We start from the raw sequence: 22,014 nt of genomic DNA, 5'->3' as shown, positions 1-22,014 counted from the left end.
GCTTCGCACAAAGTCGCCATCTGATGGGTGAACGGCCGGGCATGCGCCGGCGCTTGGGGACAAGCCTGCGCGGCTTGCTCGCGGCCTGCGCGTTCTTCGCCGGCGGCAGCGCCTGGGCCGGCATTCCCACCTTTTGCGCGCTCGGCCGAGATCACCGCAGCCGACCAGGACCGCGTGCTGCGCTTTGCCGGCGTCGTCAGGCGCGAGCTGGAACGTTCTGGCGGGCAGGCGGCGCTGGTGTCGCGCGCGGGGCTCGACCTGTCCCGCTTCGGCCTGCTGTACTCGCACGCCGCCATCGCACTGAAGGACAACCCGGCCAGCCCCCCGGGCCGTGCGCCAGCTGTATTACGCCTGCGACGAATCGCGCCCGCGCCTGTTCGACCAGGGCATCGCCGGCTTCGCGCTCGGGGCGGAAGCGCCGGCGCGCGGCCACATGTCGCTGGTCTTCCTGCCCGGTGCGGAGGGGGCGCGAGCGTGGCCGCGGCGGCACTCGACAAGCCGCTGGCGCTGTCGCTGCTGGCCGGCCAGTACAGCGCGAACGCCCATGCCTTCAGCACGCGCTACCAGAACTGCAACCAGTGGGTGGCCGAGCTCCTCGCCAGCGCCTGGGGTGGCCTGGCGGGCGGGCTTGATGCGCGCAGCCGCGCCCAGGAATGGCTGCGCGAACGCCGCTACCAGGCCGGTCCCGTGAAGGTTCCTTCGCATGCGATGATGTTCGCCGGCCAGTTCGTGCCGCTGGTGCATGTGAACGACCATCCGATCGACGACATCCATGCGCTTGCCCTGCAGGTGAGCGTGCCGGCGTCGATCGAAGCCTTCGTGCGCCAGCAGGCCCCGAACGCCCAGCGCGTCGAGCTATGCCACGACAAGGAACGCATCGTGGTGCACCGGGGGTGGGAGCCGCTAGGGGCCGAGTGCAAGCCGGGGCCGGGCGACGAAGTGATTGCCTTCGGGTCCTGAGCCTCAGCCCAAGACTTAACGCTTGAGGATTTGCCTGGCAATCCCGCGCAGGATATTGACTTCTTCCGTTTCCAGCTGGGTACGCGAAAACAGGCGCTTCAGGCGCGGCATGAGCTTTTTCGGATTGTCCGCGTTGAGAAAGCCGATCGATACCAGGGCTTCTTCCAGGTGGGCGTACATGCCCTCGATTTGCGTCACACTGGCGGCGTCGCCCTGGAAGCCGATGGGGGTTTCCGGCAAGCTGTCGCCGATGGCCGCCATGCGGCATTCGTAGGCCAGCACCTGGGCCGCCTGCGACAAATTCAGCGAGGAATACGCCGGGTTCGCCGGAATATTGATCAGGACATTGCACTTCTCGACGATCTCATTTGGCAGGCCGACGCGCTCGTTACCGAGGATGAGGGCCGGACGCAGTTCGCCCTGGGCCGCCGCGTGGCCGGCGAACTGGCGCGGGGTCCAGACCGGCGGCGAGAATTCGCGCAGGCGCGCCGAGACGGCGGCGGCGAAATTGCTGCCCTCCGGGGCTTCGGCGATGCTGCCGACGATGCGTGCGCCCTCCAGCACGTCAATCGCCCCGCTGGCAAAGGCGATCGCTTCCGGGTCGCGCAACGGGTCGGCGCAGCGCGGTGCCACCAGCACCAGCTCGGAAAAACCCATTGTATTCATGGCACGCGCGACCGAGCCGACGTTGCCGGCGCGGCTGGTTTCGACGAGCACGAATCTGAGCCGATTCGGCAGGCGGGTAAAAAGAGACGTGTCGGAATCGGGCTGGTTCATTTAAAATAGCGCCATCGCGCGGCGACGAACGTTGACATTCTGGCAGAGAAGGCCGGGATTTTAACGGGTTCGGCGCCGCTTTGCTCTTTAATTCACTCTCGTCTCCGACTGTCCGCGGCGCGCTCTTCGCCCGTGGGCGTCAGCGTTTTTTTCAGGGAAAACAATATGCATCCAATGCTCAATACGGCCATCAAGGCCGCTCGCCGCGCCGCCACCGTCATCAACCGCGCGTCTTTCGACCTCGACCGTATTACAGTCTCTGAAAAACAACACAACGATTTCGTCACCGACATCGACCAGGCCTCCGAACAGGCGATCGTCGAAACCCTGCTCAAGGCCTATCCCGACCACGCCATCCTCGGCGAAGAGTCCGGCCCGTCGCGCAACCTGAACGACGACAGCGAATACGTCTGGATCATCGATCCGATCGACGGCACCACCAATTTCATGCACGGCTACCCGAACTTCTGCATCTCGATCGCGCTGCAGCAGCGCGGTGTGATCACGCAGGCCGTCGTCTACGACCCGGTGCGCAATGACCTGTTCACCGCCAGCAAGGGCGCCGGCGCCTACCTCAACGACAAGCGCATCCGCGTGCGCAACCACGACCGCATCGGCAAGGCGCTGATCGCCGCCGGCCACGGCCCGGATCCGCGCGCGCTGGCCGAATACCTGCGCATGTACGAAGTCGTCGCCTCGCGCTGCCACGGCGTGCGCAGCAGCGGTTCGGCCGCGCTGGAACTGGCCAACGTGGCTGCCGGCCGCGTCGACGCATTTTTCGAGAAGGGCTTGAAAATCTGGGATATCGCCGCAGGTTCGCTGCTGGTGACGGAAGCGGGCGGCATCGTTGGCGAGTTCAACGGCGAGTCGGAATACATCAACAAGGGCGACATCATCGCCGCCGGCCCGAAGGTATTTGCACAGATGATCCCGCTGATGGTTCCTTTCGCGTAAAATAGCGCTCCGGCCGACGATTTTCGCGCAGTGCAATCGTCGGCATCCTCATCAAAGCATTTCCACCGCGCAACAAACCCACTATAATGACCCGGCACTTTTTCGGCGCGCCTGTACGGTGACCCGGGAGTGTCCTTCGTCACCCTCTCCGATCCTGGCGCCGCTTGCGCCGCGGCGGAACAACTTACCAGAAGAGACCTAATGTCATTTGCTACCCTCGGCTTGTCCGACGCCATCGTTCGCGCAGTCACTGAACAGGGCTATACCACGCCGACCCCGATTCAAGCGCAGGCCATTCCCGCCGTCCTCGGCGGCGGCGACCTGCTGGCCGGCGCCCAGACCGGCACCGGCAAGACCGCCGGCTTCACCCTGCCGATCCTCCAGCGCCTGTCGACCGACGCGGTTGGCGCCGCGCTCAAGAGCAAGACCGCCCCGCGCGCGATCCGCGCCCTGGTGCTGACGCCTACCCGCGAACTGGCCGCCCAGGTCGAGGAAAGCGTGCGCCTGTACGGCAAGTACACGAACCTGAATTCCGCCGTGATCTTTGGCGGCGTCGGCATCAACCCGCAGATCAAGCTGTTGAAGCACGGCGTCGACGTCCTCGTCGCCACGCCAGGCCGCCTGCTCGACCACGCCGGCCAGCGCACGGTCGACCTCTCGAAGGTCGAGATCCTGATCCTGGACGAAGCCGACCGCATGCTCGACATGGGCTTCATCCACGACATCAAGAAAGTGCTGGCCCTGCTGCCGCCGAAGCGCCAGAACCTGCTGTTCTCGGCCACCTTCTCGGACGACATCAAGGCCCTGGCCGACAAGCTGCTGAACAACCCGGCCTCGATCGAAGTGGCGCGCCGCAATTCGACGGTGGAAGTGATCTCGCAAAAGATCCACCCGGTCGACCGCGACAAGAAGCACCCGATGCTGTCGCACCTGATCAAGGAAAACGACTGGCACCAGGTGCTGGTGTTTACCCGCACCAAGCACGGCGCCAACAAACTCGTCGAGCAACTGGGCAAGGACGGCATCGGCGCGATGGCGATCCATGGCAACAAGAGCCAGACGGCGCGTACCAAGGCGCTGGCCGAGTTCAAGGACGGCAGCCTGCAGGTCCTCGTTGCCACCGATATCGCCGCGCGCGGTATCGACATCGACCAGTTGCCGCACGTGGTCAACTATGACCTGCCGAACGTGCCGGAAGACTATGTGCACCGGATCGGCCGTACCGGCCGTGCCGGCGCCACCGGCGAAGCGGTGTCGCTGGTCTGCGTCGACGAGCACCAGATGCTGAAAGACATCGAAAAGCTGATCAAGCAGACGCTGCCGCGTCACGTGATCCCGGGCTTCGAGCCGGACATGAACGCCAAGGCCCAGCCGATCCAGCTGCGCAGCGGCGCGCCTGGCCACGGCAATCGCGGCGGCCGTCCCGGCGGTGGCGGTGGCGGTGGCCGTAGCGGCCAGGGCCAGCCACGCAGCGCCGCGGCGCCAGCCGGTTCGCGTCCTGCCGGCAACGGCGGCCGTCCGAATGGCGGCAACGGCGGTGGCCGTTCGGTTGGTGGTGGCGGCAACAGCGCCGGCCGCGGCCCGCGTCCTGCAGGTGGCCGCGACCGCTAAGCGCTTCGCTTGAGCGGAGAGGAAAAGCAAAAACAGCCCGGTTCGCCGGGCTGTTTTTTTTGGCTTTTCGTAGGGTGGGCGGGGCCGCCCACCCTGCCAACACGCGCGCGCACGATTGCCCTGCCCGGCGCATTCCCCGCCCAGGTGCTACGATAGTGGGCTGACAACATTCGAGCCACCCGATGCCGAAATTCGCCGCCAACCTGAGCACGCTGTTCAACGAGCTCAGCCTCCTCGACCGCTTCGCCGCGGCACGCGAGGCGGGCTTCGACGCGGTCGAATTCCTGTTTCCCTATGCCTGCGAACCGGAATCGATCGCCGGACGGCTGGCCCGTTACAAGCTGGAACTCGTACTGCACAATTTCCCCGCCGGCGACTGGGCGGCGGGCGAGCGAGGCATGGCCTGCGACCCGCGCCGCGTGCAGGAATTCCAGGACAGCGTCGAGCTCGCCATCGACTATGCCGAGGAGCTGGGCGTCAAGCGCCTCCATTGCATGGCCGGCAAGCTGCCGCCGAACGTCGCGCCCGAGCGCGCGCACGCCACCTTTGTCGCCAACCTGAAGTTTGCCGCCGCCGAGCTGGCGCCACGCGGCATCGACCTGCTGATCGAGCCGATCAACGACCGCGACATGCCGGGCTATTTCCTCACCAGGTCGCGCCAGGCGCAAGCCATCATCGAAGAATGCGCGGTCGACAACCTGTTCCTGCAGTTCGACATCTATCACATGCAGCGCATGGAAGGCGACCTGGGCAACAGCATCCGCAGCCTGCTGCCCCTGATCCGCCACATCCAGCTGGCCGACGTGCCGGGCCGCCATGAGCCGGGCACGGGCGAGATCCACTTTCCCTACCTGTTCCGCCTGCTGGACGAGCTCGGCTACGGCGGCTGGATCGGCTGCGAATACACGCCGCAGGCCGGCACGCTCGAAGGCCTGGCATGGCGCACGGCACTGGCGGGTGCGGCGTCGCCGCGACAAAAGAGCTGAACAGCGACCGCATCCTGTGCACGGGGCGTGCGCAGATAGCCGCATCGACGCACTCATCCCTTGTGACTTGATCTAAACCAAAGTCTGGGCAGGTCGCGTTTGCCAGAATGGGCCTTTCCGTCCGGCATTATTGCCGTCGAGAGGACCCGATGACTTCATTTCGCCCTGCCCTTGCTTCCAGCCTTCTCGGCATCAGCCTGCTGCTGGGCGGCTGCGGCACCGCCAACGGCCCCGTCAGCCTGCAGGAAGTGCGCGAGTTCGCCGACGCCTCGGCCAAGCTGGGCGGCTATGCCGAGCTGTCGCGCCGCTACCGCGACACCTACGAGCGCGAGCAGCCCTACCTGCCGGCGACCGTCGACAAGCTGGCGCGCGAGAACGATGCCAAGCGCCGCGCCGTCTACGAGGACTTCGTCAGCGTGCAAAAGGCGGTGGTGCTCTACATGCAGACGCTGAGCCTCCTTGCAGGCGACGACCGCTACGACCTGACGCCGCGCATCGACGACCTCGGCAATGGCCTGAAGGCCAATGCCGAGTCGGGCCTGCAGCAGCGCCATATCGCCGCCTACACCGGCCTGACCCGGCTGCTGACCCGGGTGATCGCCTCGGGCTACCAGAACCGCAGCGTGGAAACCATGGTGCGCGACGGTGACGCCGACGTCCAGACCCTGCTCGAAGCGATGATTTCGCTCACCCGCCTGTATTACAAGACCAACGAGAATGAAAAGAAGACCGTGCTCGGGATCTTCGACGTCGAACTGCCGTTCACGAACCGCAACACCGACCGCATGCTCGTGACGCTGGCCAAGGTGCACTACCTGAACAAGTCGAGCGAATACAAGCTCATCGACCGGCGCTACGACCTGGCGCTGCAGGGCTTGACCAAGGTGGCGCTGGGCCACCAGAAGCTGCGCGAGAACATGCACAAGTTGTCGCAGGACGAGGTGCGCCGCATGCTCGGCAACTACGGGCGCGACCTGCGCATGATCCGCGAAGGCCTGGCGGGCGATTGAACCATTCGGAGGCAAGATGGCAGAGCAGATGAACGACAAGACGATGGCGGGCGGCGACGCAGGCAAGGGCGCGGTTGCCGGTGCCGGTGCCGGTGCCGGTGCCGGCGATGGCGAGGTGGCGGCGAAGACAGGAGCGGCGCCTGCCCCGGCGGGAGACAACGGCCTGGCCAGCGTGGCCCAGATCGTCGAGCTGGCCGACCAGCTCTCGGCCTGCGCCGACCAGTTGCACGAACGCATCATGCGCGACATCCGCGCCTATGAGGAAGGCAATGTGCCTTACCGTGTCCAGACCGCCGCGCGCACCCTGCTCGAGGATGAGCTGCTGTTGCGCCAGCGTGCGAACGGCCTGTATGCCGACGCCGCCACCTACATCGTCAAGTCGCTCGGCAGGCCGCAGCAGAAGCTGGTCGCGCTCACGACGGCCGCGGCCGAGAAGATCCGCAAGATCACGCTGATCGGCGACGTTACCGGACTGGTGGCGGGCCTGCTGCACCTGGCGGGGGCCGCCGCCACCGGGCAGGCGGTGCCGGTCATCATGGCGCTCGACAACCTGCATACCCAGATCAAGGTGCTCGAATCGCACCAGCCCCCGCCTGCCAAGCCGGCCTGAGCCCAGCCAGCGTATGCCACGGTGGACGAAGCGGCGGCACGAAGGTGCCGCCGCTTCCGCTTTGACCGGGCACCGATTCGTCAAGCTTGCCGACGCGCTTGTCGGTACGCTTGTCGGCACGCTTGTCGGCACGCTTGTCGGCACGCTTGTCGGCCCGTAGGCCACCGCTTGCGCGACACCGCTGCGACACCCCTCCCGACCCGTCCCGTGCGCCCATGTTCATCGCGCGCGCATCGCGCTACACTGGTTCCACACAGTGAATGTGGGAGGATGCGATGGACGGCTTTTCCCCGCTCGGCCAACCCGCCCGGCGCCATGCACGCGCCTCCTTCGTCTGACCGGCGCGAGACCGCCATGGCCGCTCTCGACCAAGCCCAGCTGGCAGCCTTGCGCGCCACGCTGGCGTCCCGCCTCGATGCCCTCGCGGGCGCCGCCGAGCCGCAACTGGCCGGCGCCGAACGCGACCTGCCCGTCTCCGAAATCGAAACCTCGCCTGCGGACAAGGCCACCGTGCGCCTGCTGAACGACCTTGCACTGGAAGCGGCCGGACACCATGCAGCCCAGCTGCACGTACTGCGCCATGCGCTGGCAAAGTTCGAAGACGGAAGCTATGGCCTGTGCGAGGAATGTGGCCAGGACATCGGATTTTCGCGCCTGCAGGCACGCCCCGAGGCGCGCCTGTGCATTACCTGCCAGACGCGCCTGGAGAAGCGTTAGCGCATGTGCTGGCCGCCGTTGATGGCGAAGTCGGCGCCGGTCACGAAGGCGGCCGCATCCGAAGCAAGATACGCCACCAGTGCGGCCACCTCGTCCGGCTCGCCCAGGCGGCCGGCCGGAATCTGCGGCAGGATCTTGTTGATCATCACGTCTTGCGGCACAGCCTCGACCATTCTGGTCCGCAGGTAGCCCGGCGAGACCGTGTTGACCGTGATGCCATGGCGCGCCGTTTCCAGCGCCAGCGCCTTGGTGAAGCCGTGCATGCCGGCCTTCGCCGCCGCGTAGTTCGCCTGGCCGAAGGCGCCGGCATTCGCGTTCACGGACGAGATATTGATGATGCGGCCCCAGCGCTGCGACGTCATCGGCTCGATCACCTGGCGGGTCATGTTGAACACGCTGTCGAGGTTGGTGCGCAGCACGGCGTTCCAGTCCTCCAGGCCCATCTTGCGCAGGCTGCGGTCGCGCGTGATGCCGGCATTATTGACCAGCACGTCGATCCGGCCGAGGTCTGCCAGCATGCCTGCGACGGTGGCTTCGCAGGCGGCGAAATCGGTCACGTCGAGGCGGTAGGCCTGGAAACGGTAGGCCTCGTCACGCTGTGCCGACAGCCAGGCCTCGGGGGTCGTGTTGCCCGGCGAGTAGGTGAGCGCGACCGTGAAGCCGGCGTCGTGCAGGTGGCGGCACAGTGCCGTGCCCAGTCCACCCATGCCGCCCGTTACCAATGCCACCTTGCCCGTGCTGTTGCTCATGTTGTTCCCCTTTTGTCGTTGCGGCCAAGCGGCCGGAAGCGCCAAGTCTAGGGACGAGAAGGAGAGCAATCTTGAGGTGGATCAAACGTCGTCGGCTGTGTCGTCGGCTCCCGACAGCACTGCCCTGCCGTACCGGACGGGTTGGCAGGGCATGCGGCGAGGATACTCAGCGGATGCTCAGTGGATGCTCAGTGGATGCTCAGTTGATGCTAAGTGGATCCTCAGTGGAGGATATCCGGCGGGCTGGAAGCATCGAAGTCGGCCCAGTCGCCCTCGACGATATTGCCGCGCGCGCGCTCGATCTGAACCGCTCCCAGGCGGCGCAGCAGGTCGACGGCCTGCGATTCCTGGCCGGCGTCGTCGAAGGCGACGGCGACGAGCATGCCGGCCATGCGCTGTTCCGGGGTGCCCGCCCGCCCTGCTCGCGCTCGCCTGCTTCCTTCATTTTCGAAAAGCTGAACAGCGAGCCGACGTGGGCGCCGACCAGGCCGCCGACGATGGGACCGGCCGGCCCGGTCAGGGGCGCCGTGACGGCACCGACCGCGGCACCGACCGCGCCGCCGGTGGCGCTGCCCCTGCAGCACGCCGACTGGCGTCTCCTTGGCGCCGGGCGACTGGATATGGTCGCCACCGATCGGCGTCATGTCGTGCTGCCCTGGCTGGCTCAGGTAAAAGGTACTGGTGCGTTCGGCATTGAAACCGGCGTCGAGCAGCGCGCGGCGCGCGGCTTCGGCTTCATCCTGGAGCTGGAAATGCCCTGCAATGATGATGGACATGGATTTCTCCTGCATTGTTAGATAGCGGCAAGCATGCTCCTGCTGGGCTGGCCATTCTGTACGCAAACGCACGCAGCCTATTGCCATTGTCCATACAGAACCTGGCCGGCATGCAGCTCGGGTAGCGCAGGCTCGGGTGCGGGCGGCGCCTGCCAGTGACGCGGATCGACCCGGTAGTACTTCAGGAATTCCTCGTACAGGGCCGGGTGGCGCGATGCCAGCAGGTGGGGCTGCTCGAAAAAGGCCTCGGTGGCCACGGCGAAGAACTCGGCCGGGCTGGTCGCGCCGTAATGGTCGAGCACGCCCTGCTGGCCGAACCAGGCGTCCTGGCGCAGGGCCGCGAAGTCGCGCGAGAGCACCTCGGACCAGCTGCGGTAGCGCTCGGCGCTGCCGAGGTAAGGCGCGCCATTCGTGCTGCCCGATTCGCTGTCGAGCTGGTGGGCAAACTCGTGCAGCACGACATTGTGCGAAGGCACCGTGTCGGCGTCAGGCCGGCGCACGTGGTTCCGGGACAGGATCACGCGGCCGTCGCCCCAGGACTCGCCCAGCAAGTCCCGGCGCTGCTCGCTCACGACGCCGGCGGCATCGACCTGGCGCCGCGGCACCGGAAGGCGCCGGGATAGACCAGTACCGAATGCAGGCTGGCATACACCGTGTCGCCGCGATTGCCGAGCAGCAGCAGGCAGGCCTGGCCGGCGATGGTCAGGCGCATCTCGTCGGTGATCTCCAGGCCGGCGCAGCCGACGAAGGTTTTTTCGTGGAGGAAGCGGCGCACCAGGCGCTCCAGGCGCGCGCGCTGCCCTGCATCCATGCCCCGGTATTGCTCGACATTGCGTTCTAAAACGGCAATTGCGGCGGCGTCCAGCGGCCGCGCCGGGGCACGGCGCAGGCGCCAGCGCGGCACGGCCCAGGCCAGGGCCAGCGCGGCCAGGACGCTCGAGAGGATCAGGGCTTCCATCACGTCTTCTCCGTCGGGGTGTTCACGCGCGCGCCTGTTTTGCGTTTCCCGCCTCTTGCCCGAGGTAAGCCTCGAGCTCGTCGGCCCCGCCGATGTGGCGTCCGCCGATGAAGACCTGGGGCCAGGTCATGTTGCCGCTGACGGCACGCAGCACGCTGGTGTTGATCTTCTGGTCCTGCGAAAAATCGGTATAGCGCAAATCGCGCCCGTCCAGCGCCGCCTTGGCACGCGCGCAATGCGGGCAGCCCGGGCGCGAGAAGATCACGATCGGTTCCGGCGCGCGCGCCTCTGGATTGATATGGCGAAGCATGGTGTCGGCGTCCGAGACTTCGAAGGGATCGCCCTCCTTGTCCGGTTCGATGAACATTTTCTCGATGATGCCGTCGCGCACGAGCATCGAATAGCGCCAGGAGCGCATGCCGAAACCGAGGTCGCGCTTGTCGACCAGCATGCCCATTTCGCGTGCGAAGTCGCCGTTGCCGTCCGGGATGAAGGTGATGTCCCTGGCATCCTGGCCCTGCTTCCACTCGTTCATGACGAAGGCGTCATTCACCGAGACGCAGTAGATGGCGTCGATGCCGTTGTCACGAAACACGGGCGCGAGCTCGTTGTAGCGCGGCAGGTGGGTGGAGGAACAGGTCGGGGTATAGGCGCCCGGCAGCGAGAACACGACGACCGTCTTGCCCTTGAACAGCTCATCGGTCGTGAGGTCGCGCCACTGGTTGTCCGGGCGCGCCTTGAACGTCACGTCAGGCACGGGTTTGCCTTCCAGCGTATCGGCACTTGGCAGCATGGGATGTCCTTTTCGAGTGGTCTGGCACGGCACCGCGCCGCGCTCCTGCGGAGGTGGGGCCTGTTGCCGGGTTTTCAATGTTCGGCCCGCGGCGCCCTGCGCGGCGTGGAGACTGCCTTGCGAGGGGCAGACAAAGTCACCAGGACCGCGGCGCTGCGACCGGAAGATCGCAGCGGGTCGGGCGGCGACGGCGCGATGGCGCGTGGAAGCGACCGGCAAGGCGTGGGGGGAGATGGGGAGACGGCGATGGGGAGACGTAAACGGCAAACGCCGCGCGGTGCGCGGCGTTGTGCGTGACGACAGCGATCGTCGGTACGGAGCGTGCTACGGGTCTCTGCCGCGGCACGCTCCTGTAGCAAGGTCAGGCGCGCTCTTTGCCCACCTGGCTTGGGGCCGGGCCGAACAGGGCGGCGACGAGCGGATCGCGGGTGACCGGGCTGCGGTTCACGCGGATGGCATAGTGGGTGTCATCGGCCAGGATGTGGAAATGGCGACCGCTGCCGGCCATGCTCTGCTCGCGCAGGCCTGGACGCTCCTTGCGCGGGGCAACGCCTTCGCGCTTCGGCTGGCAGATCGCAGCCAGGAAGGCTTTCACGCGTTCCTGGTCGGGGCAGATCTGGTAGACGGCCTTGCCGAGGTAGGTGGCGGTGCCTTCGATGTAGCGCGCCAGTTCGATGACGCCGGCTTCGCGCAGGTCGCGGATATACTTGCGGGCGCCCGACGGCGAGAACTTCAGGAACCACGCGATCTCATCGGCCAGCATTTCGTGCGTCGACAGTTCGTTGATCAGCTTTTGCATGTTCTCGATCCGACGCTGGGTGGCGGACGTCGAACGCACACGCTCGATCGGCGCCAGCGAGATGGGCGCACGTTCGGTCGGTTGTGGCGGCACACGTTCGATCAACGCTGAGTTGCTGGAAGTGTGCACTGCGCCGATGTCGCCTTGCACCGCGTTGTGATGAGTCGTTGCATGCATGTTGATATGCTCCAATGAAAGAGAGAGACTGGGGTGGCCCGGGTCGCTGTGTGTGGTCTGACACTCTGACAACACCTCGGGTTCCGCTTAACTGACCTCAAGATTGCCTGCGTCAGGGTAGCCGGTCTGTGCGCCAGCCCACATTGGCAAAATTCCTCGAAGCATTTCGTCAATTAAGTTTTAAGAAAAATCAATTGTGCGCGCGAAACTGGGCGCTTGTAGCAAAAATACAACGAAATCGTCTTATCCATTGCGGATAAAGCTTGGAGCCCAGTCTGCCGTCTTTCTCCCCTCCTCTATATAGAAGCATGACTTAAAAAGTCGCCAATGTTGTAGTTTTGTCACTCAGCAGTATCTGTAGGTGCGCTAGCGCACCGACCCTCTGGAACTCGGACTCGTATTCTTGACTCCAACATCACTGTCAAGGCACGCGATGTCACCCTACCTTTTCAACTTATGGGAGTTTCCTGTGAACAATACGAAGAAGATCGCCCTGGCCGTCGCCCTGCTCTGCGCAGCTGGCTCCACGCTGGCTCAAGAATCCATGCCAACGCAAGAAATCAATCCGTCCTGGTATGTCCAGCCGAGCGTCGTCGGTTTCAAGCCGGACGCGGACTTCGGCGTGAACGACCGTGACTGGGGCGCTGGCCTGAAAGTCGGCAAGGCCGTGCACCCGTACTGGGATGTCCAGGCCGGTGTCACCCACGCACGCACCAAGGAATTTCCAGCAACCTACCGCCAGACCCTCGTTGGCGTCGACGCGCTGCTGATGCTGTCGCGCGAGCGCTTCCGTCCCTTCGTGCTGTTCGGTGTCGGCGCCCAGCGTGACCGCGTCGAAAACCCGAACGGCGGCATCAACCGCCTGAGCAAGACCTCGCCGTACGCTACCGCCGGTATCGGTTTCCAGGCTTCCCTGACCCCGCAGCTGTCGCTGCAGGCCGACCTCCGCTCGGTGCGCGGCTTCCTGCGTGACGACGAGCAGTTCGGCTTCTCGCGCAGCAATAACAAATACGTCACCGTCGGCCTGAACTATGCGTTCAGCCCACCGCCAGCACCACCGGCACCGGCTCCAGCACCTGCGCCAGTGGCTGAAGCCGCACCGGCACCAGCGCCAGCACCGGTCGCTCCGCCACCACCAGCCCGCTTCGAAAAAGTGACGCTGGAAACGAGCAAGCTGTTCGAGTTCAACAAGGCCGACGTCATCCTGCCGGCACCACGCCTGGATGAAGTCGCTGCCGCACTGCAGGCCGACCCAAGCATCACCGATGTCGACATCACCGGCTACACCGACCGCCTGGGTACCGACAAGTACAACCAGAAGCTGTCGGAGCGCCGCGCCAACTCGGTGCGCGATTACCTGGTCAGCAAGGGCGTCGACGGTGGCCGCCTGAAGGCCTACGGCAAAGGCGAAGCCAACCCGGTCGTCACCTGCAACAACAAGAAGCGTGCGGACCTGATCAAGTGCCTGGAGCCAAACCGTCGCGTCGAGATCGAACAGATCGTGATCGAAAAGCGCGTTCAGTAATTGCCGCTCCGCCTGCGGGCGGAAGGTCGCAGGGCCGCACCGACGGGTGCGGCCAGCGGGGTACTTGGCCCGATCTCACGGGCGTCCCGGGATCATACCTGCGGGCGTACACGAGGGGGCCAAGTGCCCCTTTTTCTTTTCTGGAGGGCTGGTATGGCTGTCAACAAATGGTTTCCATTCTCGCGCCAGGTCATCCATGTGATGAAATGTGCGGTCACGGAATGGCTCGCGCACCGCGCCGCCAGCAAGGGCGCCGCCCTGGCCTTCTACACGCTGTTCTCGCTCGCCCCCATCCTGGTGCTGGTGATCGCGATCGCCGGTTTCTTCTATGGTGCGGAAGCAGCCCAGGGCCAGCTCCTCAACGAACTGCGGGGCCTGGTGGGTGCCCAGGGCGCCGAAACAATCCAGTCGGTGCTGGCCGGCGCGCAGAACAAGGAAACCGGGCGCCTGGCAACGATCATCGCCACCGTCCTGCTGCTCGTGGGCGCTACGTCCGTGTTCGCGGAACTGAAGGATAGCCTGGACGAAATCTGGGACGTGCCCCCACCCAAGAACGCCAGCTGGTGGAACACGGTGCGTACCCGACTGCTCTCCTTCGGCCTGATCCTCGTGCTCGGCTTCCTCCTGATGGTGTCGCTGGTGGTGAGCGCCGCCCTGGCCGTCGTCGAGAACTACCTGGGCGGCATGTGGAAGGAAGCCACCGTGATCATGGGCTGGGTCTCGTCATGCATCAGCTTCCTGGTGATCGCGATCCTGTTCGGCACGATCTATAAATTGCTGCCGCGCATCAAGCTGTCCTGGCACGACGTGACCATCGGTGCCCTCGGTACGGCTGCCATGTTCACGCTGGGTAAGTTCGCGATTGGCCTCTACATCGGCAACAGTGGCACCGCCAGCAGCTTCGGCGCCGCCGGCTCGCTGATCGCGCTGCTGCTGTGGGTGTATTACTCCGCGCAGATCTTCTTCCTCGGCGCCGAGTTCGCCCGCCAGTACGCCCTGCAACTGGGCAGCCTGCGCCATGCACCTGCCCATGTCACCGGTGCGAAGAACGTCAAGCGCATGGCCTGATGGAGCAGGCGCGGCGCGAACCAGTGCGCCTGCCAATCCGTGGGGTGGGGCCTCGACCCCACCTACGAGAGCGGAACCGCAGTTGGCAGCAAAAGGGCCGGGTGCGCAAAGGCACGAAAGACGGCGTGGGGTCGAGACCCCACCCTACGAGAGCGGAACCGCAGCTGGCAGCAAAAGGGCCGGGTGCGCAAAGGCACGAAAGACGGCGTGGGGTCGAGACCCCACCCTACGAGAGCGGAACCGCAATTCGCAGCACACAGGACCGGGGGCGCAAGGGCACGAAACAGCGTGGAGGTCTCGACTCCACCCTACGAGAGCGGGTCCACCTCGGCAGGAGCAGGCAGGGTGCGGCCCCTATTCCCCGAGCAACTCGGCCAGCACTTCCATTCCCTCGACGCGCTCGGCCACGACCTTCAGGATCACGACCACGGGCACGCCCAGCAGCAGTCCCCACATGCCCCAGAGCCAGCCCCAGAACAGCAGGCTGACGAACACGGCAGCCGGGTTCATCTTGGCGATCTTGCCCGTCATCCAGGTGGTGACGACCATGCCGACCAGGGTAGCGATGCCCATCGAGGCGCCGGCGACCAAAATGACCATGCGCAGCGACTCGAATTGCAGGAAGGCGACGAGCCCGGTGGCGGTGGTGATCAGGAGTGGTCCGAAATAGGGCATGACGTGTGCCACGCCGGCGAAGATGGCCCAGGCGCCGGCGTTTTCCAGGCCAATCGCACGCAGCGTCACCCACATCAGGAGCGCCAGCAGGATGTTCGTCACCAGGAGCATGAACATGTAGTTCTGGATCGAGGTATTGATGTCGTCCAGGATGTGCACCGTGACTTTCTTGCGCGTGAGCGAGGGACCGGTCAATTTGACGAGCTTGCGCTTGAAGGTGTCCCCGGCCAGCAGCAGGAAGAACACGAGGAAGACCACCATGGTCGCCTGGGTGAGGAAGGCCGCCAGTCCGACCGAACCGGCCAGCAGCCAGTCGGTGATGCGGAAAGCCGGCGCATGCGGCTGCGACACGCTCGGGCGGCGCTGCACCACGCGGCCGTCGCGGTTCTCGCCGACGCTGGCGGTGGCCTGCTCGATCTCGGCGGCAGCCTTGCGCATCTGCTGGATCGTCGAGCCCTGCCCGGACGCGGCGGTACTGAGCAGCCTGGTGACCTTGTGGGTGAGCGTGGGCAGCTCGTCGATGATGTTGAAGAATTCGTCCTGCAGCCGGTACATGGTGGCGCCCAGGCCGCCGATCAGCAGCGCCGTCACGAGGGTGGCGCCGACAATGCGCTTGATGTGGATGCGTTCGAGCCAGCGCACGACCGGGCTCAGGGTATAGGCAATGAAGATGCCGAGCAGGAGGGGAACGAAGAATTTCTGCGCCCACTGGAGCGCAAAGACAAAGGCCACGGTGGCCAGGATACCCAGCGACAGGCCGCGGGCGTTCACATGGATGGGGAGCCGCAGGCTGCCCGCGTGCAGGGTCAGCTCGTCGCCTGGCCCGGCATGGACTTCTGGTGCGGCAGAGTCGGCCTGTATGGCCGGCTCTGCCCCGATGGCGGCGGAATCGTTCGGCTCGGTTGCGACCGAGCCTGGACTGGCGAGTTGCATGTGTTTGCCAAAAAAAGTTGCCAGACCGCCGCCACGGCGGCGCTGCTTATTTCACGCGGATGTCGTTCTTGACGGATGTTACACCCTTCACGCCGCGTGCAACCTCGACGGCGCGCTGTGCATCGCCAGGCTGGGCCACGAAGCCCGACAGCTGGACGTCGCCCTTGAAGGTCTCGACGTTGATTTCGGTCGCTTTCACGGTTGGGTCAGCGGCGAAGGCTGCTTTCACCTTGGCGGTGATGACGCTGTCGTCGACGAATTCGCCTGCGCTTTCCTTCGTCGGCGAGGACGAGCAGCCAACCATGGTGAAAGCGAGGGCGCCGGTAAAGACGGCGGTGGCGAGACGTTGGGTGATTTTCATGATGTATCCCTTTCTATCGTTGGTCAAAGGTCAAGCAATGCTCAGGAGAGCGCCGGTACGTCACTTTCCGTACGCGGTTTTGGCGGCGTCGACACACTTGTCTTTCGCCGCGCCGGCAAACGCGTCGCACTTTTCCAGTGCGACCCGGTATTCAGCCGTCAGTTTGTCTTCACGCGCATTGCTGCGCGCTTCGATCGTCTTGCGGTCCGCGTTGGCATCGGCCTGGGCGGCGACGAGCGTCGCCTTCGCCTGCTTGATGCACACGTCGCGGTCGTTGCCCGTGGTGGCGCCACAACGCGCCTTGTCGCGCTCGTAGTTGGCGTCGGCAATGCGCATGCGCGCCTGGGTGTAAGCCTTCAGGGTGTTCTTGTAGGCAGCGCCGGCCTCTTCCTCGACGCGTACGCGCTCGGCCTTGGCCTCGGCAACGCAGACATCGTGCGGATTGCCTGTGACAGCATCGCAACGCGCCCGCGCCACCTTGTAGTTGGCGGCGGCCAGGTCGCGTGCCTGGTTGTAGGCCGTTTTCGCGTCGGGCACGGACTGGGCACGGCCCTGGCTGGACCACATCAACGCGGCCCCGGCGATCAGCAGCACATGCACGTTTTTCATTTTCGCCGTCATGTTCTCGTACTCCATTTATCAAAACGCTAATAACGTTTTACGCCTAACGCGGCAGCGATTCTGTTCGCTGCCGAACATAAGCATGCGATGTCTTAAAGTCATATCAAACCGGCAACAATGCGTGCGTGATCGCACAGACCCCTGCCGCTGGGATGTCTAATCTGCATGTACATCATTTGTCAGGAGAACAATATGAAAACTACCCGTACCTTTGCAGCAGCCGTGGTCGCCGCAGGCGCCCTGCTCTCGGGCTGCGCCAGCTCGCCGTCGTACAGCAACCCCAACAGCGGCGGCTACGCCAATGCCGGCAGCTATGGCAGCACGGCATCGATGGGCTATGGCACCATCGAATCGATCCAGGTCACGCAGGGCGAGAACCGCACCAGCGGTGCCGGCGCCGTCGTCGGCGGTTCTGTCGGGGCACTGGCAGGCAACCAGGTCGGTAGCGGTAGCGGCCGCACCGCCGCCACCGTGGCCGGCGGCGTCGCCGGTGCCGCAATCGGCAACAACGTCGAGCGCAACCGCAACGCCAATGGCCGGGAGATGTATCAGATCAACGTCCGCATGGACAATGGCGAATACCGCACCGTGGTCCGGGACAGCGCCTATGATCTGCGTCCGGGCAACCGCGTGCGCCTGGTCGACGGCCGCGCCTACCGTTACTGATTCCCGCGAGACCCCGGCGTCGATACGGCGGACGGCATGCCCGGATGGATTCGCATCCTTCCGCAGCGCGCCCTGCGCCGCGCCCTCCCGGGGCCGGTGCGGGAAGCCGGTCATGCAACCGGGCCGGCGCCTGCCGGCCCGTTTCCATTCTGGAGGTGCAGATGAACAGACTATCGATACGCCGCTCGCTTGCCGCCACCCTGGCCGGCGTGCTGCTGGCGACCAGCGGCCTCGCCCTCGCGCAGAGCAGCGATGCGAACGTGGCGCCGGCCGCGGCGAACAAGCAGGCACGCGAGATCGCGCAGGGCGATCCGGCGCGCTGGTACAAGGAGGACGCGACCGCTGGCCAGCGGATGCGCTCGCGCCAGAAGGGAAATCGCGGCGGCGCTGGACGAAGCCAGGCACGCGTGCCGCCGGGGCCCGCAAGCCGGGCGCGCCGCCTGCCTGAAGGCGGCGCAGGAAACCTACAAGGAAGAGATGGCGGGCCTGCGTAGCGAAACCGGCGCGCAGCCGGCACGCTAGGCGGCGCGCTAGGCGGGCGCGTCACGGCTTGGATCCGGCACGGCATGGGTCGCCCGGCAGCGCGAACGGCGGCGCGCGGGAGGATGCCGCCGCGTGGTGGCGCTCCACAAAAAAAGACGGCGTCCAATCAACGATTGCGACGCCGCTCAAGCCCCACCATATTCTGTCGACGTCGCTTGCGGCGTCACGGCGCGTGCACGCCAACCATCCTGCAGCGGCACGACGGACTGCGCGTTGTCCGCGTATCGAAGGCGACAAGCCGGCCTTCGTTGACACGCTGCGTCGTGTCCTGCCGCGAGTCCAGCCCGCGCGATGCAGACCGGCGCTCAAACAAGCCGACCAACCGCGCCCGAACGATCGCGCCTGGTATCCATCATGCCGCAAAGCGCTCGGGCGGGGCGCCCGCTTGCGCGAACGCGGCGCGTGCTGCGCAGAAGCCTGCGCTGGAATCAGCTTACCTGTCCGGCATGACACTGCACTTGTGCTGCCACTATTCATGATGCATGGCGCGCCTGAAAAACCGCCATGTGCGCCGCCATGTGCGGCGTCGCGTGCAACCGGGTACTCCCGTACGCGATTTCCGCGAAGCGCCCGGAGGGCTTTGCCAGACGCTCTTCATGCCGCCTCGCCCCGGATGGCAGGCGAAGGGCATGAAAATCCTGCGACGACATGCGTTGCGCGTGCGCCTGATGGCGCACGCCCCTGCTTCAGATCTCGCGCTGCGCCCGGCGCCGCTGGGCAAACCAGCCCGCCACGCCCAGCAGCACCGCGCCTGCCAAAGCTTGCTTGCCCATGCGGCGCTGGCGCACGAAATTGAAAACGCCCAGCGCGTACGGTGCCAGCACCGAGATGCTCGTACCGGTAGGTTTCAGCAGAGCATCGGCACGGGCCCGCAGTGCCCAGGTAGCGTGGTCGATCGCCGAATGCAGCATGACTTCCGGCCGCGCACCGTGCTTCACCTGGGCCTTGGCGTAGGTGACGCCGGCGCGATAGAACTCGCCTTCGCGCAGCAACTCGGCCTTGCGCGTGACCGGATCGCGGCTGTGCTTGTGGCCGGCCAGGCCGGTCGGCTCGTCCTTGTGATTGTGTTTTTCCATGTTCTTCCCCTGGGTCAGGCGCCTACAGCAGCGCGTCGCGGTCGTGACGGAGTTCGTTCATCGTTTCCGGGAAAGCGAGCTTGCCTTGCTTGAGCATGGACAGCCCCTTCATCACGAGCACGGCCGTGATAATCAGAAACACCAGGAACAGCACCAGCAGGATCTTCCAGCCCATGGCGTCCCAGGCCAGCGCCACGATCGTCGCGGTGCCGTAGGCCAATGCGAACCACACGGCGAGAACGGCGCCGGCGAAGATCGCCAGCAGTTCGATCACGTGATTGCGCACTTCCGACATCTCGAGCGCGGCAAGTTCCACCCGCGACACGATGAGGCCGAACAGGTTCTTCGCCAGCCCGGAGATGCCGCCCATGAGTCCAGGACCATGCACGACGGTTTCGGTCTTTTCCATGGCGTTCTCCGGTGGAATTATTTACGGCCGAGGTAGATGCCGACCAGCAGGCCGACGCTCGCTGCGGCGGCGACGGTACGCCACGGGTTGTCCTTCACATAGACATCGGCGGTCTGGGCCAGTTCCTTGCCCTTGACCTTGGCTTGACCCTGGTAGTGGCTGGCCTTGCCCATCGCGCGGTCGAGCAGCTCCATGCCGCGGCCACGCAACTCTTCGGCCTTCTCGCCGGTCAGCGATGCGGCAGCGGTCAGCAGTGCCTGGGCGTCCTTGACCAGCAGCTTCATGTCGGCGCTGGCGTTGTTGAGGCTACTGTCGATCGAGCGGGAGGTGCCGCGGGTGGTGGTGTCTAGCATGATGAACTCCTGTTGTTGGTTGTTGTAGAAGGTAAAAAGAATCAGGCTGCGAGGAAATCGCGCAGGTCGTCGGCGTGCTCTTCCTCGACGGCAAGGATCTCGACCAGCATCTGGCGCGTGGTCGGGTCCTTGTCGCCAATGGCGAGGATCATCTGGCGATACGACTCGATTGCCACGCGTTCGGCGATCAGGTCGGCGCGGATCATGGCCTGGACATCGTCCGAATCGTCGTACTCGGCATGCGAACGGGCCGTCAGCGTGGCCGGGTTGAAGTTCGGCGAACCGTTGAGCTGGACGATGCGCTCGGCGATGCGGTCGGCATGGTCCTGCTCCTGCTGGGCATGCTCGAGGAACTCGGCCTTGATGGCGGTGGTATTCGGGCCGCCCACGGTGTAGTAATGGCGCTTGTAGCGCAGCACGCACAGCAGTTCGGTGGCGAGCGCGTCGTTCAGCATGGCAATCACGGCTTCGCGGTCGGCCTGGTAGCCCACGGTGACGGCGCCGTCATCGAGGTTGGCGGCGGCGCGGCGGATCGCCTCGACGTCGAAGCCATGTGCCAGGTTCGGGGTGGTCTGTTCCATGATGTTTCCTCTAGGTTGCATTACGGCGCATCAGCGCCCTGCCGACCGTGGCGGAATCGGCTGCGCGTCTTTCGAGAGCACGATCTCGACGCGGCGGTTCAGCTGCTTGTTGGCGGCGGTATCGTTCGCCGCGACCGGGAAGGTTTCGCCATAGGCGCGGGTGGCGATGCGCTGGCGTGCCACGCCCATGCTGCCCAGTGCGTTCGCCACGGCGTCGGCACGGCGCTGCGACAGCTCCTGGTTGTAGTCGGATTTGCCGACGTTGTCCGTAAACCCTTCGACCAGCACGGTACGCTCAGGGTTCTGCGCCATCACGTCGGCCAGCTTGCGCAGGGTCGACATACCGTTGGCGGTCAGGTCGGCCTTGCCGGTGGCAAAGAGCACGTCGCCGATGGTGACGACCATGCCGCGCTCGGTCTGCTTGGCCTGCAGCTCGACCAGGATCGCCTCGAGTTTCGCAGTACGCTCGGCCATGGCACGGGCCTGGTCCTGGGCGCTGGCGGCCTGCTGCTGGGCAGCCATTGCGGCCGCTTGCGCCTGCTCGGCTTCGCGCTTGGCACGTTCGGCCTCGGCGGTACGCGCTTCCAGCTGGACGGTGGTGCGCTCCTGCGAGGCCGAGGCGATGTTGGCTTCTGCGGCCTTGGTACGGGCCACTTCCTGGGCGGTGGCGATCTTCTGCTTGGCGACATAGGCCAGGCGGTCGATGTCTTCCAGGCTTTCCTTCTTCGCGGCGGCGGCATTGGCCTTGTCGAGCGCATCGCTGGCCTGCTTGAACTCCAGCGGCGCGTAGCTCGACACCTGCGGGTTGTTGTTGGCGGCGACGAAGTCGGCCCGGGCCTGGTCCAGCGTCGGCGTGGTGGTCGGCGTGGTGCTGCAGGCGGCCAGCAGCACGGCGCTGGCGAAGATGGCCGGTTTCAGGAAGCGTACTTGCATGATCTTTCCCTCCATGGGCGCCGCGGTGGCGCGTTGGTGTTGTTCATGTCGCCGGCGCCCCCAGGGGAAGCGCACTGCCGGCGCTGCTGCATCGTTGTCGCGTGGCGGGCAAGCCGCCCGGCTTGCCGCGCGCGCTTTACTGCACGCGCTTTACTGCCGCGCTTTACTGCCGCGCTTTACTGCCGCGCTTTACTGCCGAGTTATTGCGAATTGGCGCGGTCGACTTCCTGGCGCAGCACGCGCAGATCCTCGTTGAGCTGGTTCGACGCGGCCGTCGCCTTGGCCGAATTGGCCTTGCTCTGGGCCAGCTGGGCGTCGGCCTGGGCCTGCACCGCCAGTTCGCGTGCCAGCTTGTAGTCCTTCGCGGCCAGGGCTTCGCTGGCGCGCATCATC

26 protein-coding genes and 1 pseudogene are annotated in these 22,014 nt (G+C 65.5%); 12 read left to right on the top strand and 15 right to left on the bottom strand.

Going from position 1 to position 22,014, the window contains the following annotated elements:
* The first annotated feature begins 174 nt into the window (after window positions 1-174).
* Window positions 175-960, top strand: coding sequence for a DUF2145 domain-containing protein (locus tag G4G31_RS12545; protein WP_229424925.1), 786 nt, complete (start codon window positions 175-177; stop codon window positions 958-960).
* Window positions 961-975: 15 nt separating this feature from the next.
* On the opposite strand, the gene G4G31_RS12540 is transcribed toward G4G31_RS12545, so the two are convergent.
* A complete protein-coding gene (locus G4G31_RS12540) occupies window positions 976-1,737 on the bottom strand; it encodes an RNA methyltransferase (protein ID WP_182987993.1) in 762 nt (253 codons plus the stop codon).
* A 174-nt stretch (window positions 1,738-1,911) separates the two neighbouring features.
* Between G4G31_RS12540 and G4G31_RS12535 the strand changes: the two genes are divergently transcribed.
* From G4G31_RS12535 to G4G31_RS12510, 6 genes are all read left to right on the top strand, one after another.
* Window positions 1,912-2,691 (top strand): inositol monophosphatase family protein, encoded by a 780-nt coding sequence (locus G4G31_RS12535; protein WP_182991772.1) that lies wholly within the window; start codon window positions 1,912-1,914, stop codon window positions 2,689-2,691.
* A gap of 201 nt (window positions 2,692-2,892) precedes the next feature.
* Window positions 2,893-4,302, top strand: coding sequence for a DEAD/DEAH box helicase (locus tag G4G31_RS12530; protein WP_182987992.1), 1,410 nt, complete (start codon window positions 2,893-2,895; stop codon window positions 4,300-4,302).
* 182 nt (window positions 4,303-4,484) lie between these two features.
* Window positions 4,485-5,288, top strand: coding sequence for a 2-oxo-tetronate isomerase (gene otnI, locus G4G31_RS12525; RefSeq protein WP_182987991.1), 804 nt, complete (start codon window positions 4,485-4,487; stop codon window positions 5,286-5,288).
* A gap of 149 nt (window positions 5,289-5,437) precedes the next feature.
* Complete coding sequence (locus tag G4G31_RS12520; RefSeq protein WP_182987990.1) at window positions 5,438-6,298, top strand: hypothetical protein; 861 nt, start codon at window positions 5,438-5,440, stop codon at window positions 6,296-6,298.
* A gap of 16 nt (window positions 6,299-6,314) precedes the next feature.
* Window positions 6,315-6,908 (top strand): hypothetical protein, encoded by a 594-nt coding sequence (locus tag G4G31_RS12515; protein WP_229424924.1) that lies wholly within the window; start codon window positions 6,315-6,317, stop codon window positions 6,906-6,908.
* Between the two features lie 354 nt (window positions 6,909-7,262).
* Entirely contained in the window at window positions 7,263-7,625 is a 363-nt protein-coding gene (locus tag G4G31_RS12510; protein ID WP_182987989.1) for a TraR/DksA family transcriptional regulator, read from the top strand.
* Here the strand turns inward: G4G31_RS12510 and phbB are convergent.
* Entirely contained in the window at window positions 7,622-8,374 is a 753-nt protein-coding gene (gene phbB / locus G4G31_RS12505) for an acetoacetyl-CoA reductase (protein ID WP_182987988.1), read from the bottom strand. The genes G4G31_RS12510 and phbB overlap by 4 nt on opposite strands.
* 221 nt (window positions 8,375-8,595) lie before the next feature.
* A complete protein-coding gene (locus G4G31_RS25960) occupies window positions 8,596-8,766 on the bottom strand; it encodes a hypothetical protein (protein WP_229424923.1) in 171 nt (56 codons plus the stop codon).
* 135 nt (window positions 8,767-8,901) lie between these two features.
* Here G4G31_RS25960 and G4G31_RS25955 point away from each other — a divergent pair, with 135 nt between their 5' ends.
* Window positions 8,902-9,171 (top strand): hypothetical protein, encoded by a 270-nt coding sequence (locus G4G31_RS25955; protein WP_229424922.1) that lies wholly within the window; start codon window positions 8,902-8,904, stop codon window positions 9,169-9,171.
* Between the two features lie 56 nt (window positions 9,172-9,227).
* On the opposite strand, the pseudogene G4G31_RS12495 reads toward G4G31_RS25955, so the two are convergent.
* The 3 genes and pseudogenes from G4G31_RS12495 to G4G31_RS12485 all read right to left on the bottom strand — a co-directional run bounded on the left by G4G31_RS12495 (window position 9,228) and on the right by G4G31_RS12485 (window position 11,877).
* Window positions 9,228-10,108, bottom strand: a pseudogene (locus tag G4G31_RS12495) (zinc-dependent peptidase).
* A 22-nt stretch (window positions 10,109-10,130) separates the two neighbouring features.
* Complete coding sequence (locus G4G31_RS12490; protein WP_182987987.1) at window positions 10,131-10,901, bottom strand: glutathione peroxidase; 771 nt, start codon at window positions 10,899-10,901, stop codon at window positions 10,131-10,133.
* 361 nt (window positions 10,902-11,262) lie between these two features.
* Complete coding sequence (locus tag G4G31_RS12485) at window positions 11,263-11,877, bottom strand: winged helix-turn-helix domain-containing protein (RefSeq protein ID WP_182987986.1); 615 nt, start codon at window positions 11,875-11,877, stop codon at window positions 11,263-11,265.
* 469 nt (window positions 11,878-12,346) lie between these two features.
* Between G4G31_RS12485 and G4G31_RS12480 the strand changes: the two genes are divergently transcribed.
* Together G4G31_RS12480 and G4G31_RS12475 are read left to right on the top strand one after the other, a co-directional pair.
* A complete protein-coding gene (locus tag G4G31_RS12480) occupies window positions 12,347-13,402 on the top strand; it encodes an OmpA family protein (protein WP_182987985.1) in 1,056 nt (351 codons plus the stop codon).
* A gap of 153 nt (window positions 13,403-13,555) precedes the next feature.
* Window positions 13,556-14,470, top strand: a complete 915-nt coding sequence (locus G4G31_RS12475; protein ID WP_182987984.1) for a YihY/virulence factor BrkB family protein — start codon at window positions 13,556-13,558, stop codon at window positions 14,468-14,470.
* A 354-nt stretch (window positions 14,471-14,824) separates the two neighbouring features.
* Here G4G31_RS12475 and G4G31_RS12470 read toward each other — a convergent pair whose 3' ends face one another.
* From G4G31_RS12470 to G4G31_RS12460, 3 genes are read right to left on the bottom strand one after another with little or no spacing between them, the layout of a single operon-like run.
* The gene (locus G4G31_RS12470; RefSeq protein ID WP_182987983.1) at window positions 14,825-16,078 is read right to left on the bottom strand and encodes an AI-2E family transporter; all 1,254 of its coding nucleotides are present in this window, start codon (window positions 16,076-16,078) and stop codon (window positions 14,825-14,827) included.
* A gap of 46 nt (window positions 16,079-16,124) precedes the next feature.
* Complete coding sequence (locus tag G4G31_RS12465) at window positions 16,125-16,439, bottom strand: BON domain-containing protein (protein ID WP_182987982.1); 315 nt, start codon at window positions 16,437-16,439, stop codon at window positions 16,125-16,127.
* 60 nt (window positions 16,440-16,499) lie between these two features.
* On the bottom strand, window positions 16,500-17,060 hold the full coding sequence (locus G4G31_RS12460; protein WP_229424921.1) for a hypothetical protein: 561 nt from the start codon (window positions 17,058-17,060) through the stop codon (window positions 16,500-16,502).
* A 192-nt stretch (window positions 17,061-17,252) separates the two neighbouring features.
* On the opposite strand from G4G31_RS12460, the gene G4G31_RS12455 reads away from it, so the two are divergent.
* Both G4G31_RS12455 and G4G31_RS12450 read left to right on the top strand, forming a co-directional pair.
* Entirely contained in the window at window positions 17,253-17,726 is a 474-nt protein-coding gene (locus G4G31_RS12455) for a glycine zipper 2TM domain-containing protein (protein WP_182987981.1), read from the top strand.
* Window positions 17,727-17,887: 161 nt separating this feature from the next.
* Window positions 17,888-18,220 carry a hypothetical protein gene (locus G4G31_RS12450; protein WP_182987980.1) on the top strand — a complete coding sequence of 111 codons (333 nt, stop codon included), beginning with the start codon at window positions 17,888-17,890 and terminating at the stop codon, window positions 18,218-18,220.
* Between the two features lie 735 nt (window positions 18,221-18,955).
* Here the strand turns inward: G4G31_RS12450 and G4G31_RS12445 are convergent.
* The 6 genes from G4G31_RS12445 to G4G31_RS28295 all read right to left on the bottom strand — a co-directional run bounded on the left by G4G31_RS12445 (window position 18,956) and on the right by G4G31_RS28295 (window position 22,013).
* On the bottom strand, window positions 18,956-19,345 hold the full coding sequence (locus tag G4G31_RS12445; protein WP_182987979.1) for a hypothetical protein: 390 nt from the start codon (window positions 19,343-19,345) through the stop codon (window positions 18,956-18,958).
* Between the two features lie 22 nt (window positions 19,346-19,367).
* Entirely contained in the window at window positions 19,368-19,754 is a 387-nt protein-coding gene (locus tag G4G31_RS12440; RefSeq protein ID WP_229424920.1) for a phage holin family protein, read from the bottom strand.
* Between the two features lie 17 nt (window positions 19,755-19,771).
* Window positions 19,772-20,107, bottom strand: coding sequence for a YqjD family protein (locus G4G31_RS12435; RefSeq protein WP_182987978.1), 336 nt, complete (start codon window positions 20,105-20,107; stop codon window positions 19,772-19,774).
* A 41-nt stretch (window positions 20,108-20,148) separates the two neighbouring features.
* The gene (locus tag G4G31_RS12430; RefSeq protein ID WP_182987977.1) at window positions 20,149-20,688 is read right to left on the bottom strand and encodes a bacterioferritin; all 540 of its coding nucleotides are present in this window, start codon (window positions 20,686-20,688) and stop codon (window positions 20,149-20,151) included.
* Window positions 20,689-20,718: 30 nt separating this feature from the next.
* Complete coding sequence (locus G4G31_RS12425) at window positions 20,719-21,621, bottom strand: OmpA family protein (RefSeq protein ID WP_182987976.1); 903 nt, start codon at window positions 21,619-21,621, stop codon at window positions 20,719-20,721.
* Window positions 21,622-21,821: 200 nt separating this feature from the next.
* On the bottom strand, window positions 21,822-22,013 hold the full coding sequence (locus G4G31_RS28295) for a DUF4398 domain-containing protein (RefSeq protein WP_308621399.1): 192 nt from the start codon (window positions 22,011-22,013) through the stop codon (window positions 21,822-21,824).
* Window position 22,014 lies beyond the last annotated feature (1 nt).

This window comes from Massilia sp. Se16.2.3, assembly GCF_014171595.1.
Lineage (GTDB): Bacteria > Pseudomonadota > Gammaproteobacteria > Burkholderiales > Burkholderiaceae_D > Telluria.
Note: the sequence above shows the minus strand (reverse complement) of the source record. Positions and strands in the feature narration are given on the sequence as shown.